This is a genomic window from Salipiger pentaromativorans, assembly GCF_024721115.1.
Classification (GTDB): domain Bacteria; phylum Pseudomonadota; class Alphaproteobacteria; order Rhodobacterales; family Rhodobacteraceae; genus Salipiger; species Salipiger pentaromativorans.
In genome coordinates this window covers 22,432-34,890 of record NZ_JAMDHK010000006.1, presented here as the reverse complement: position 1 = coordinate 34,890, position 12,459 = coordinate 22,432, and the positions used below count along the sequence as shown (strand labels likewise).

The window sequence follows — 12,459 nt, the reverse complement described above, 5'->3', positions numbered from 1 at the left end:
GTCCCGGATTGAAGTCGGGGGCTCACGCCCCCTTCTCGAACTTCATGACCGGGATGCCCAGCTTCTTGGCCTTGTCGGCGAGGTTTTCCTGGATACCGGTTCCGGGGAAGACAAGGACCCCGACCGGGAGTACATCCAGCAACGCATCGTTTCGTTTGAAGGGCGCGGCCTTGGCGTGCTTGGTCCAGTCAGGCTTGAAGGCGACCTGCGTCACGCCCCTGGCTTCAGCCCATTTGGCGGCGATGAGTTCTGCGCCTTTGGGGCTGCCACCATGCAGGAGGACCATGTCGGGATACTTGGTCCGGACCTGGTCGAGCTTGCCCCAGATCAGGCGGTGATCGTTGAAATCGGTCCCGCCAGTGAGGGCGACCTTGGGGCCTGCCGGCAACATCACTTCGGTCTCGGCGCGGCGCTTGGCGGCCAGGAAATCGCGGCTGTCGATCAGAGCGGCGGTCATGTGCTGGCGGTTCACCATCGAGCCGGTGCGGGGGCGCCAGGTCGATCCCGTGTGATGGACGAACTCGGTGGCGGCGTGATCGCGCATCATGTCCATGCAGTTGCGCCGTTCAACGAGAGTCAGGCCTTCGGCCGTCAGGCGCTCGAGTTCGACGGACTTCACTTCGGAGCCGTCCTGCTCGCGCTGGAGGCGGCGCTGCGCCTGCTCGTTCTCATCGAGCGTCCGCTCGATCCGGGCCGTGGCGCGGTGGAAGAGGTTGACCTGGCCCCAGAGCACCTCTTCGAGGTCGGGTTCCATACGGGTGTCTTCCAGGGTCGCGACGAGGGCGTCGAAGATGTCGGCGACGGCGACGGCGAGGCGCTGCCCATCGGGCATCGGGCGCGGATCGGGCTCGTCGAAGGGGCGATAGCCGTAGAGCTGGAGCTCGTCGAGCGCATGGGCGGTCTGGGATGCGATATGGGCGGGTTCATACGCGTCGTCGTGGGTATGGATCGTCATCGGTTTCTTGCCTCCGGGCCTGTCTCGTCCGTGCGTCATCCCGCGCGGCCTTCATGGGCAGACCCGAGCCGTCGGGGCGGTTGCCCCTTCACCCCGGCTTCACCGGGGCCGGAACAGCGTGGAGGAGGTCGGCAGGGAAGCTATTTGTTTCGCGATGCAAAGGCGGCTCTGCCGCTGGCGGAAATAGGTTCCCTGCCGACCTTGCAGGGGCAACCGCTTTGACGGCCTGCCCATCTCTTGAAGGCCGCGCAGGGCTGACGGGTGGATGCGCAACGCCCGGGATGGGGTGAGGACGACGAACCAGAGCCACGACTGGGATGCAGCCCCCTGCCCCGCACTCCCAGCCCCCCCTGCGCGATACAGCTCAGCTGAGCAGGCGATGCCGATCCTCTGGCCCGATCTGCCCTGCCAGATGCTGGCGCAGCGCGTCCTTGCCGTTCGCCCGGAGGTCATCGTTGAAATCCCCGAGCCGCGGTTCCAGCACATGGCAACCAATCCCGACCTCGGTGGCTATGGCGCTCAACTTCTCTGCCGCGCGCTGCCCGGCCGGATCGCGATCGATCGCGATGTAGAGGCGCTTCAGACCCTCTGGCAGCAGGACCGCCCCGAGGTGACCCGAAGAGAGCGCCGCCCAGACGGGAAGGCCGGGGATCGCCTCGGACAGGGACAGCATGGTCTCGATGCCTTCGCCGACGACGAGGATGGCATCGTGCGGGGTGAGCCTGACAGCATTGCCGAGGAGGTGACCCATAGCCCGACGCTCTGGATTCACTGCCGCCTTCCCCTGTCCGTCAGGCGCCAGCCAGGTGCGATGCACGCCCTGCACGGCCCCTGCCCCATCGGTAACCGCCGCGATCATCGCCGGTCTGGGGATGCTCCGGGTCTGCCCCTCTTCCCGATGCCAGCACTTCGGGTGGAAGCGTAAGGCGCCGTTCGCCCCGAATTGGGTGATGCCTCGGGAACGGAGGTAGGTCTCAGCAAGCGTGCCTGTGATCGGGTTCGAGGCAGCAAACAAGCGCGCCGCCGCCGCAGGAGTGCCACCGGGCGCCTTGGCCTTCCTCGGCTCTTGCCTATCCGGGACGACCGGCTGCGGACGGCCAAGATGCGCTCGGGCCTCGGCGAGAAGGTCGGGGAAGCGCGTGATCCCCGTCCGGGCGCGGATGATGTCCAGGAGATCGCCATGCTCGCCTGTGGCCCCATCCGTAAACTTGCCCGCAGCCCCTGGTCCCGACGCAGGGCCCGTCAACCGCACGAAGAGCGACCGGCCAGGATTGTTCTGCAGATCGCCGACGATCCAGTAGGATCCTTCCCGCCGTCCGGCGGGAAGGTAGGCACGACAGACGCCTTCGGCATTTTCTGCCAGATCGCGCACGAGGTCTTCGGTCTCGGAATACATGGGTCAACAACCTCCGCGATCATGTAGCCTTGCGACAGGACAACGTGCAAGCAGACGATCCAGTATCGCGACGCCATCGGCGTCGGTCGGGCAAAACAGCCGAAGCTTCCAACTAATAATCTCGGAGAAGAAGCCATCGGCCTTGAGCCGATCCTTGGCTGCCTCCGAGAAGCCCGAGAGTTCGATCCGGTTCGCACCCATGACGCGCGAGCGGTGCAATTCCATCCCTTCGGACAGGCACACCACGGTCTTGCCCTCCAGAACGAGGGCATGGACCTGCGCGGCCGAGAGCTTGGGCGCATCGGCGGCCAGCGTGGTCGCGACCCAGGCAGGCGAGACACGGCGTCCGATGATACGCTGGCCGTCATCGGTCTGCAGGCGATAGACACGGGTTTCGTCCTGGGGGAGCTGCTTCCAGATCGGCAGCAGCAGACCTGCCACGATGTGCAGCGTGGCTTCGGAGAACTCCGGCACCTCGGCCAGTTCCCCGGTCCAGGCTGCGGAGAAGGCCGCGCGGTCGGCCTCGAGCCAGTGGGTGTCCTCCATGATCCTGGCGGGAACCGTGCTCGCCTCGGTCGGGCGGATCAGGCGCAGGCGCGGCTCGATGGTGCCATCATCCAGCATCAGGCTGGTGGCGGGCACCTGCACCGCCGCGCGGCCGGAGCGGCTGTTGACCAGAAGCCGCGCCTTCGGGTCATCGAGCCAGTCGAGCGCATCCGCGAGGGAGGTCGGCTTGTTGCGCCGTTTTTCCGCGATGGTGAGAAGCTGGGTTTCCGCACCGGAGCCCGGATGGGTGTAGATGACCTGTGCGTCGGTCACCCGGAAGCTCTCGGCACGGAGTGTCTCGAGCCCGAGATCATAGACCCCGGCGGCGATGGCGCCCTCAATTTGCTGATCGAGCAGCTCCTCGAAACCCGCGAACAGCACGGCCTGCATGTCGATCGTCAGCGCCAGCAGGCGATTGAGGAAGGTCGTGATCGGCGGCAGGTCATCCTTCAGCCCGTTGTCATCGGTCAGGCTGAGCCCGGTCGCATCCTCGAAAGCCCCGAGCGAACATCCGGCCAGATCGCCGCGATAGATGCGGCGGTAAAGCTGGCGCAGGGCATCGCGGGCGTAAGGCGACTCGAGGTTGTCTTCGGGGCGGAAAAGCCCCTGCCCCCCGGTCTGGCGCTGGCCGCGCGTGATGGCCCCGAGCGTGTCGAGGCGGCGCGCGATGGTCGACAGGAACCGCTTCTCCGCTTTCACATCGGTGGCGACCGGCCGGAAGAGCGGCGGCTGCGCCTGATTGGTCCGGTTGGTGCGCCCGAGACCCTGGATTGCAGCATCAGCCTTCCAGCCGGGTTCCAAGAGGTAGTGGACCCGCAAGCGCTGGTTCTTCGCTCCGAGATCAGCATGATAGCTGCGCCCGGTGCCGCCGGCATCCGAGAAGATCAGGATACGTTTTTCGTCATCCATGAAGGCTTGGGTCTCCGTGAGGTTCGCGGCTCCGGCCCGGTTCTCCACCACGAGCCGTGCCGAATGCCCTTCGCCCTTGCGCACGATGCGCCGTGAACGCCCCGTGACCTCGGCCACGAGATCCGTGCCGAAGCGCTGGACGATCTGGTCGAGCGCACCAGGGACCGGCGGCAGCGAGGCCAGCTTTTCGATCAGCGCGTCACGACGGCGGACGGCCTCGCGGCAGTCGACCGGCTGACCGTCTCGTGTCACGGGCCGAGACGAGAGGTTGCCCTCGCTGTCGGTGAAGGGCTCGTAGAGTTGCACCGGAAAGGAATGGGCGAGGTAATCCAGGACATATTCCCTTGGCGTGATGTCACAGCGGATGTCGTTCCATTCGTCGGTTGGGATCTCCGACAGGCGGCGTTCCATCAGTGCCTCACCCGTCGAGACGATCTGGATGACCGCCGCATGGCCCGCAGCCAGATCGGCCTCAATGCTGGAAATCAGCGTGGGGGTCTTCATCGAGGTGAGCAAATGGCCGAAGAAACGCTGCTTGGCGGACTCGAAGGCTGACCGCGCAGCGGATTTCGCCTGGCGGTTCAGCGTGCCCGACCCGCTCGGCCCGTCGGCCGCGCCAGAAATGTTCGCGGCTTCCAGCGCCGCGGTCAGGTTGTTGTGGATGATGGCGAAGGCCCCGGCATAGGCATCGTAAATGCCGCGCTGCTCGAAGCTGAGCGCGTGCTCCAGCATCTCGTATTCGACACCGTCATAGGAAAGCGACCGCGCCGTGTAGAGACCGAGCGCCCGGAGGTCACGGGCCAGAACCTCCATCGCCGCGACGCCGCCAGCCTCGATGGCTTCGACAAACTCGGCGCGGGTAGCAAATGGAAAATCCTCCCCGCCCCAGAGACCGAGACGCTGAGCATAAGCGAGGTTGTGGACCGTCGTCGCGCCCGTGGCCGAGACATAGACCACGCGGGCATTCGGAAGTTTGTGCTGCAGGCGCAGGCCCGCCCTGCCCTGCTGCGAGGCTTGTGTTTCGCCCCGCTCGCCTTTGCCGCCGGCGGCATTCGCCATGGCATGGCTTTCGTCGAAGAGGATCACTCCGTCGAAATCCGCCCCGAGCCAGTCGACGATCTGGTCGACGCGGGACTTCTTGGTCCCCCGCTCTTCGGAGCGCAGCGTGGCGTAGGTGGTGAAGAGAATGCCCTCGGAGAGCGGGATGTCGCGGCCCTGCGCGAAGCGCGAGAGGGGCGTGACAAGCAGCCGCTCCTGGCCGAGTGCGGACCAGTCGCGCTGCGCATCCTCGAGAAGCTTGTCGCTCTTCGAGATCCAGAGCGCCTTGCGGCGGCCTTGGCACCAGTTGTCGAGCAGGATCCCGGCCGACTGGCGGCCCTTGCCCGCCCCGGTGCCATCGCCGAGGAAAAAGCCGCGGCGGAAGCGGACGGCGTCAGCGGCATCGTCCGGTGCAGCGGAGACCACGTCTCCGGTTTCATCGACGGTCCAAGACCCAGTGAGATGCGCGCCATGCGCCTCCCCCGCGTAGATGACAGTCTCAAGCTGCGCGTCGGACAACAGGCCGTCGCGCAGGATGGCCGCCGGAAGCTTGGGGCGATAGGAGGGTTTCGGAGGTGCGACAGAGGCCATGGCCGCCGATTGCACAAGCTTGGTCGGGTGCGATGCGGCGTCTGGGATGTCGATAGCCTGCAGACGGAAGGTCTCGTAGATCGCGTCGGACAGCCGTGTCGCGTCTTCGTCCTCGGCGGCGTCGCGGAGAGCGTAGTCCAGTTCCTCGGCCTCAATCTGGGTTTCAGGCTTCGCCGGATTGGCTGCAGAGGTCGCGTGCGATCGGCTGGCGGGTTTGCGGGTGGTGAGGTGAAAATTTCCCGGAAAGGGGGAAGAATGGCCCTGCCCCGCAGCAGGAGCTGGATCCAGTTTGAGGCGCGGCGGAACCTCGGCAGTGACCCGGGACATCAGATGCGCCACGTCCCTAGACATGGGTTGGCGCAGGTCTGCGGTGGTGCCGCCCGGCTCGCCGCCGCGGCATTTGTCGAAGACAGAAATCCGCGTCTCGAAGCTGGTGCCGTGCTTGGCGAAAGCGGCGCCCGACACCGCGCCGGTGAAGACGAGATGGGCGGTCTCGGTCAGACGGCCGAAGGTCTCGGCCCAGGCCGGCGCATCCGGCGCGAAACCGGCCCCTGTGATGGCCACGAGCCGTCCGCCGGGAACTAAGCGCGCAAGGGCCGAGCGCAGATGTCGGGCGGTCGCCTCGGTCGACCGACCATCGACATTGGCTTGGGCCGAGAAAGGCGGGTTCATCAGAATGACGCTCGGGCTTGAGCAGGCATCGAGATGATCGTCGATCTGCGCGGCATCAAACCCCGTGACCGGTCGGCCCGGGAACAGCAAGCGAAGAAGGTCGGCGCGGGTGTCCGCCAACTCGTTGAGAGCCAGAGCGCCGCCGGCGATCTCGGCGAGGATCGCCAGAAGCCCGGTCCCGGCAGACGGCTCTAGGACAAGATCATAGGGCGTGATCTGTGCTGCCGCCACAGCCGCGAGCCCCATGGGCAGCGGCGTCGAGAATTGCTGAAAGCGCTCCATCTCTTCCGACCGCCGGGTGTGCGTGGGCAAGAGGCCTGCCACCTTGGCGAGGATCGGCAAGAGCGCCGCAGGCGAGCCCGCCCGGGCGAGAAGGGCGCGGCCGAATTTCCGCAAGAACAGAACCAGCGCCACCTCGCCGGCCTCATAGGCGAGCTTCCAGTCCCAAGCACCGGTCGCATCGGAACCGCCAAAGGCATGTTCCATCTCGCGGCGCAGGCGCAGCGCGTCGATCTGAAGCCCTTGCGCCAGATCGGGCTGCAGCGCTTCGGCAACAGCAACGATCGCAGGGGCGGGATTTGCTGCCAACGGGACAATGGGCGCAGGCAAGGACGCCTGCGCAACGGGGGCAAGGTGGGTCATCGGGAAACTCCGGAATGAAGGACAGGATCAGGCCCGGACACCCTCTCTCGGGCAGCCTCGGACCTGATCTTTCCCGGCCCCTCTCTCCCTTTCGCACCAAGGTGTTCCCGACGCTTGGCTTGATTTTGTTCTTGTTATGTTCTATGCTCAGAGCCAAGTCAGAAAGGGGGTTCCACCATGGAAAGCACCAAGCACGCCCTGCCCGCAACGCCCAAGCAGATTGCCTATGCGCGGTCGCTCGCCCTGCGCAACCGGACGCTCCTGCCCTGGGAGGTTCAGCAAGACCGGCGATCTTTGAGCGCCTGGATCGAGGCTCAGGCCCAGCTGAAACCGGTATCGGACATGGACCGGCTGCCCACGTCCAAGCAGGTGGCCTTCGCTGAGAAACTCGCCCGGATCAAAAGGCGCGCCGTTCCGGACGAATGCTTTCGCGACAGGGGGCTCATGTCGAAGTGGATCGACGGGAACAGGTGAGAACGGCACCGGCTGGCTCCGACCTGCCGGAGATTCTGCCATACCGCGGTTTGGCAAACCGAGCGCAGCTGCCAAGCTGTAGGTTGGCAGACTGGACCTTCGGGACATCAGCCTCGGTCAAGCTCCTGTCCGAAGGACCAAGGTCTGGTTCCGGCGGCACGCCGGGAGGTGCACCGCTGCGACCTTCGGTAACCACCGCAAGTCGTAGCCGTCTCTCAACCCAGCGTCTTCAGATCTCCCTCCCCTTGGGGCTAGTCCCTAAGTTCTTTGGAAATGGTGAGATAGGAGCGTCCATAACGCAGGAAAAGCATTTTCATCAAAGAAAACTGTAGATGTCTCTTTGAAAATCTATCACTTTAGGTATCATGGACACCGCAAGGTCACAGAATCTGAAGAAAGTGCTCGATGCCGTACCCGCCGGGTATCTGGTCGACGCGGCATGGCTCGTCTCGCAGGGCATCGCCTATGAGAGCTTCCGTGACTATGTGAAACGCGGCTGGCTGGAGCGCATCGCACGCGGTGTCTTCCGCCGACCAGTCCCGAATATGCAGGCGTCCAACAGCATCGACTGGAAGACCTGCATCCTTTCGATGCAACATATCATGGGTCATGATCTGCATGTCGGGAGCACAACGGCACTCGGTGAACAAGGACATGCCCATTACCTCCGCCTGGGGGAAAGCGCTCCAGTCTGGGTCTATGGGGACAAGGTCCCGAACTGGCTGATCAAACTGCCGACGGATGCCCCTTTCAGTATCCGCCCCCGTTCCTTGTTCACCGATCCGAAGCTGGGCGTGATCGAGGGCAAGAATTCTGGCCTGCCATGGGACTGGGGTCTGACGATGTCGACGCCGGAGCGCGCAATCCTGGAAGCCATGGACGAGTTGCCCCACCATGAGAGTTTCCACACGCTCGACATGGTCTTCGAGAGCCTGACAACCCTGCGCCCAAGGCTGATTTCCGACCTCCTGCAAGCGTGCCAGAAAATCAAGGTCAAGCGCCTGTTCTTCGTCTTCGCGGACCGCCACGATCATCCCTGGCGCAAACGGATCGACCCGCAGGCATTCGACCTCGGAAGCGGCGACCGAGCCTTGATCCAGGGCGGCAAGATCCACCCGCGCTATCGGATCATGGTGCCAGAAGAATTCGTGAAACCGGAGGCCGAAAATGGCGCGTGAGACCTATGAAGCCCAGGTTGCGCTCCTGGTGCGCGTCCTGCCCAATGTCGCGGGCGAAAGCGTCTTCGCGCTCAAGGGCGGGACGGCCATCAACCTCTTCTACCGCGACCTGCCTCGGCTGTCGGTCGACATCGACCTGACCTACCTGCCAATCAAGGAACGCGCCGAGAGCCTGGACGAGATCAACGCCGCGATGGATCGCATCGCGGCTTCCATCGAGACCGGTATCCGCGGGGCAAAAACTCAGCGCATCCAAGGGGGCGGCGGCGGAGCCACCCGGCTCCTGGCGCGCCTCGGGAATGCCGAGATCAAGATCGAAACCTCGCCCGTGACCCGGGGCGTAGTCCACGACCCGGAAGTCCGGACCGTATCTGCCGCCGTGGAGGATGCCTATGGCTATGCCGAAATGCAGATCGTCTCGTTCGAGGATCTGTTCGCTGGCAAGCTGCACGCCGCCCTGGACAGGCAGCATCCCCGGGATCTCTACGACGTCACGCTCCTTTACGAAAACGAGGGACTGACGCAGGACCTCTTCCACACCTTCCTGATCTATGTCGCCAGTTCGCCACGACCGGCGCATGAGCTTCTCGATCCGAACCTGATCGATCTCGAGCAACCCTACGCGCGGGAATTCGAAGGCATGACCAGAACACCCGTCCCGCTCGCTACGCTTTTGGCGACGCGCCTCAAGTTGGTCGCCGATCTGCAATCGAGGCTCGATGACAAGGCGAGGCAGTTCCTCCTGACGCTTCAGGACGGCGAGCCTGACTTCGCGGCGATCGACCGTTCGCAGGCCGCTGACCTACCGGCCGTGAAGTGGAAACTTCTCAACCTGAACAAACTGAAGCGCGACAACCCCGAAAAGCACGCAGCGCAGCGCGACGCCTTGTTGAAGCTCCTGGGTTGAGCCACGGCCATCACCGTCGTGAGGGGCGCTTTGCGTTGGCCGTCCTCATCGCGTCGATGGGAGGCGCCGAAGACGGGTGAACTCAGTCGGCGCTTCCAAGCCCTGTGTTTCGCTGAAATGACCGCGTTTTCGCCCGACGAAAGGCAGAGCGCAGTGCTTCGGTCGGCAAAGGCGGCGAGTCCATCGCTTCAAAGAAGTGCGCATGGTCGATCTGCTTGAGATCGGTGCGGTCAGGGCTTTCAATATCAGGCGTTGCCATCCTTATAGGCCTCCGGGGCAATTACGGTTTTGCGGATTAGCTGACAGCCGCAATCGAGTAGTGCGGTGTCCCATCCCAAACAAGATCCCAAGACGCGCCCGGACGAACGTTCTGAATTGCGTGGGGCTCGAAGCAGACCAGGCAATTCCCGCCCGGTGCAGGAGCCCGGACCGAAGGGTAAATCAGGCCCTTGGATCCGCCCCGACGCAGATGCTGTGCCAGGCTTTGGCCCTCGGGATACCCGACAGCCGGATCCGGATGCAGCGCCGGATGACCTGCCTCATCGGTCATGTCGTTGAAGACGCCGATGAAGTCGGCCAGCAATTCCACATAGCGGGCGCTGTCGTGGAAGCTGCCGGTAAAGCCGAGTTCGCGTGTGCGGTGCCAGGCCACTTCGCTGACAGAAACCATCACATCCCATGCGCAGTACCAAGCGCCGCGCTCCTCGGCGTTGAAGCGGTTTCCGCCGGCGCGGGTGTAAGTGAAGGCTGCGTTGACGTGACTGTCCCCATAGATGCGCAGATCGCGGCTGCGGCGTTGCCAAGCGAGTTCGCGCGGGTCCAGATGCGGGTTGCGCCCGCGTTCGGCCTGTAGACGTCCACTGGTCAGGCCCTCGATCTCTGCCAAGATCTCCATCTCGTCATCGGTATCGACGAGACCGCGCAGCGATGGTGGCTTGTGGTAGGTGGCGGGCAGGAGACGAACGAGACCGCGATCGGAAATCTCGGTCTGCTTCATGCCCCACCACGCAACGCATCAAGATAGGTCCGAACCGCGAGGATCTGCGGCAAACCCCCGTCGATGGCGGTGTCGACTGGTCGGCTTCCACCAAAGAGCGGCCCCTTGTTCGGTCGGGTGAACCAGCTTTTTGCCAGAGGCTCCGAAAAGTAGAGTTCAAGCGACTTGAAGATGCCAATTACAGCGCTGAGCCGCAGCAGTTGGTCCTTGGTGAGCTCCCCAGCGAAATCCGGCTTCTTGGCGCGCTTCCACGTGCTCTCTGACATGTCGGCAAGGCCAGCCGCTTCCTTGAGACTGAGACCCCAAGCATCGGCCACGCGTGCATAAGCTTTCAACGCGACGGCGTTGATCTGTGCGGGTTCCCGGATTTTCTCTGCAACGTACATGGCGTCCTCCATTGGCTTCAATATAGTCCATATGGACTTACTGTAAAGATCAAATGAACCTTGCGCGTTGATCACTGTTACCCGAACCGCCGCCCTCCTTCCGTGAACGTATACTCGTTGACGATGATCCCCTCCTCGATGGCCTCGTCCGAGGTAAGGTGGTCGTATTCGGCTTCAAGCTGGCGGTAGAGCCAGCGGGCCAGATCGCGCAGCGCCTCGGTCACGAGCTCCTCGGCGTCCTCGGTCGGCGGCTGCCACCTCGGGCTGTCCCGCGTGACGTCGATCGACATGGTGTATTCATGGTAGTAGCGGCCACGGTGGCTGGCCTCGGCGGCGAGTTGGTAGAAGTTTCGCCGCTGGATGGCCTGCAGACGGTCGGCGATGCCATGCAGCGTCGCGTCGGTCGGGGCGTAGTCCCGGATGCGCGTGGCCGCGCCCTTGGCGTGGGACCAGTAGCCCTCGAAGCAGGCGCCGTCGCCCTGGCTCCAGAAACCGGAAAACCAGATGCAAGGCTTGGCCCGCGCCCCGCCACCCATCAGGCGGACGGCGGTGGTCTTCAGGCAGATGCCGAGGATTTCGCAGACCCGCTCGAAATCCTCATAGACCGCATCCCACCAGTCGTCGTGGGGTCCAAGGTCGCGATACCAGTTGCGGGCCTTCTCCTTGGCGGCATCCGAGAGTTCGGGGAACTGGTAGACGGTGGTGCAGATCACCTCAGGCATCGATGTCCTCCCCGTTCAATGCGGCGGCCAGCCATTCTTGCGTGCTGGACCAGCCGATGGATTTGCGCGCACCGAGATCGATGACATGCGCGCCGCCACCAAAGGCGTCGAGTCGTGGCCGAGAGCAGGTCAGAGAATACTGGAACCCCCAAGGGCCGGTGAGGTCGAGCTCTTCAGCAAGACGCAGGACGAAGCGGATGACGGCTTCGACATCGCCGTTCCCGTCATCATGGATCCAGAGGCTGCTGCCCTCGGGCGCGTCCTGGCGCATGAGATCGAAGCCCGCGACATCCGGGTCGTCGGCGTCCTGATCCGCAGCGCGCAGTTCCTGGAACAGCGCGAGTGCACGGGCAGCCTTGTCGGGGCTGCCGACGTCGAGCAGGCACGAGAAATGGGTGAAGTAATCTGCCATGGGAACCTCCTTAATGGGGAAGACCCGGCCAAGAGGCCGGGTACTGAATCGGGATGAAGGGTCGGCCGGGAGCGATCAGCCGATCGACGTGTCGTCTGCCGCCTTTCGTGCGGCATGCGCGCAGAGCATTTGCCGGTAGAAACGCTTGCGCGCGGTCCGGAGGCCGCAAACAGCGCGTGTGTCGGGGTGCAGCGCCCGGGCCGCCGCGCGCAGGACGGCAAAGGACGAAGCGGTCGCTGGCAGCCCGAGGCGCTGATAGGCTGGGTCGGTCATGTCAGGTAACCTCGACCACGGGCGAGGCGAGATGCGGATCGACTTGTGCCTCGATCCGTTCGGCCCGGCCCATCCAGGGTTCGGGCCGGATCGCCTTTACCCAGTCGGCGAAGCTCGGGATGAAGCCGAGGTCTTCCTTCACATGCTGTTCCCCGACCCAGCGGGTCGGGATGATGCGCCCGGTCGAGAGCGTGAGGGTCTGCCCGAAAATCGTCTCGGCCATGAAGATGCCCTCCGTGTGTTATCTGGACAGTCAAGTTGTCTCTTTTTGAAAACTCTTTGCCATCATTGGGGTTTTCCCGAGTGGCATCGGTGAGACGGTTCATGGGGGCTCCCTCTCTTCTCATCCCTGTTTCACCCC

At 64.1% G+C, this 12,459-nt stretch carries 12 protein-coding genes and 1 pseudogene; 3 read left to right on the top strand and 10 right to left on the bottom strand.

Annotation, left to right across the window (positions count from 1 at the left end; genetic code table 11):
• Nucleotides 1-22: 22 nt before the first annotated feature.
• The 3 genes from M4578_RS11540 to M4578_RS11530 all read right to left on the bottom strand — a co-directional run bounded on the left by M4578_RS11540 (nucleotide 23) and on the right by M4578_RS11530 (nucleotide 6,749).
• Nucleotides 23-955, bottom strand: a complete 933-nt coding sequence (locus M4578_RS11540; RefSeq protein ID WP_258093551.1) for a DUF2493 domain-containing protein — start codon at nucleotides 953-955, stop codon at nucleotides 23-25.
• Nucleotides 956-1,319: 364 nt separating this feature from the next.
• Entirely contained in the window at nucleotides 1,320-2,351 is a 1,032-nt protein-coding gene (locus M4578_RS11535) for a DUF7146 domain-containing protein (protein WP_258093550.1), read from the bottom strand.
• A 3-nt stretch (nucleotides 2,352-2,354) separates the two neighbouring features.
• Nucleotides 2,355-6,749 carry a bifunctional class I SAM-dependent methyltransferase/DEAD/DEAH box helicase gene (locus M4578_RS11530; RefSeq protein WP_258093549.1) on the bottom strand — a complete coding sequence of 1,465 codons (4,395 nt, stop codon included), beginning with the start codon at nucleotides 6,747-6,749 and terminating at the stop codon, nucleotides 2,355-2,357.
• 177 nt (nucleotides 6,750-6,926) lie between these two features.
• On the opposite strand from M4578_RS11530, the gene M4578_RS11525 reads away from it, so the two are divergent.
• From M4578_RS11525 to M4578_RS11515, 3 genes are all read left to right on the top strand, one after another.
• The gene (locus M4578_RS11525; protein WP_038070220.1) at nucleotides 6,927-7,223 is read left to right on the top strand and encodes a hypothetical protein; all 297 of its coding nucleotides are present in this window, start codon (nucleotides 6,927-6,929) and stop codon (nucleotides 7,221-7,223) included.
• A gap of 365 nt (nucleotides 7,224-7,588) precedes the next feature.
• Nucleotides 7,589-8,401 (top strand): type IV toxin-antitoxin system AbiEi family antitoxin domain-containing protein, encoded by an 813-nt coding sequence (locus M4578_RS11520; protein WP_038070221.1) that lies wholly within the window; start codon nucleotides 7,589-7,591, stop codon nucleotides 8,399-8,401.
• The gene (locus tag M4578_RS11515) at nucleotides 8,391-9,308 is read left to right on the top strand and encodes a nucleotidyl transferase AbiEii/AbiGii toxin family protein (protein WP_038070225.1); all 918 of its coding nucleotides are present in this window, start codon (nucleotides 8,391-8,393) and stop codon (nucleotides 9,306-9,308) included. The genes M4578_RS11520 and M4578_RS11515 overlap by 11 nt, the downstream gene beginning before the upstream one ends.
• A gap of 82 nt (nucleotides 9,309-9,390) precedes the next feature.
• Here the strand turns inward: M4578_RS11515 and M4578_RS11510 are convergent, their stop codons facing one another.
• From M4578_RS11510 to M4578_RS11480, 7 genes and pseudogenes are all read right to left on the bottom strand, one after another.
• The gene (locus tag M4578_RS11510; protein ID WP_018065915.1) at nucleotides 9,391-9,567 is read right to left on the bottom strand and encodes a type II toxin-antitoxin system TacA family antitoxin; all 177 of its coding nucleotides are present in this window, start codon (nucleotides 9,565-9,567) and stop codon (nucleotides 9,391-9,393) included.
• A 36-nt stretch (nucleotides 9,568-9,603) separates the two neighbouring features.
• Entirely contained in the window at nucleotides 9,604-10,305 is a 702-nt protein-coding gene (locus tag M4578_RS11505) for an RES family NAD+ phosphorylase (RefSeq protein ID WP_078542905.1), read from the bottom strand.
• Nucleotides 10,302-10,703: an MbcA/ParS/Xre antitoxin family protein gene (locus M4578_RS11500; RefSeq protein WP_028095451.1), complete on the bottom strand. Its 402-nt coding sequence runs from the start codon at nucleotides 10,701-10,703 to the stop codon at nucleotides 10,302-10,304. The genes M4578_RS11505 and M4578_RS11500 overlap by 4 nt, the downstream gene beginning before the upstream one ends.
• Nucleotides 10,704-10,768: 65 nt before the next feature.
• A complete protein-coding gene (locus M4578_RS11495; protein WP_043872315.1) occupies nucleotides 10,769-11,413 on the bottom strand; it encodes a hypothetical protein in 645 nt (214 codons plus the stop codon).
• Nucleotides 11,406-11,825, bottom strand: coding sequence for a hypothetical protein (locus tag M4578_RS11490; protein WP_074855011.1), 420 nt, complete (start codon nucleotides 11,823-11,825; stop codon nucleotides 11,406-11,408). The genes M4578_RS11495 and M4578_RS11490 overlap by 8 nt, the downstream gene beginning before the upstream one ends.
• A gap of 75 nt (nucleotides 11,826-11,900) precedes the next feature.
• Complete coding sequence (locus tag M4578_RS11485; RefSeq protein WP_038070038.1) at nucleotides 11,901-12,098, bottom strand: hypothetical protein; 198 nt, start codon at nucleotides 12,096-12,098, stop codon at nucleotides 11,901-11,903.
• Between the two features lies 1 nt (nucleotide 12,099).
• Nucleotides 12,100-12,339, bottom strand: a pseudogene (locus tag M4578_RS11480) (DUF6915 family protein); the annotation flags it as partial.
• Nucleotides 12,340-12,459 lie beyond the last annotated feature (120 nt).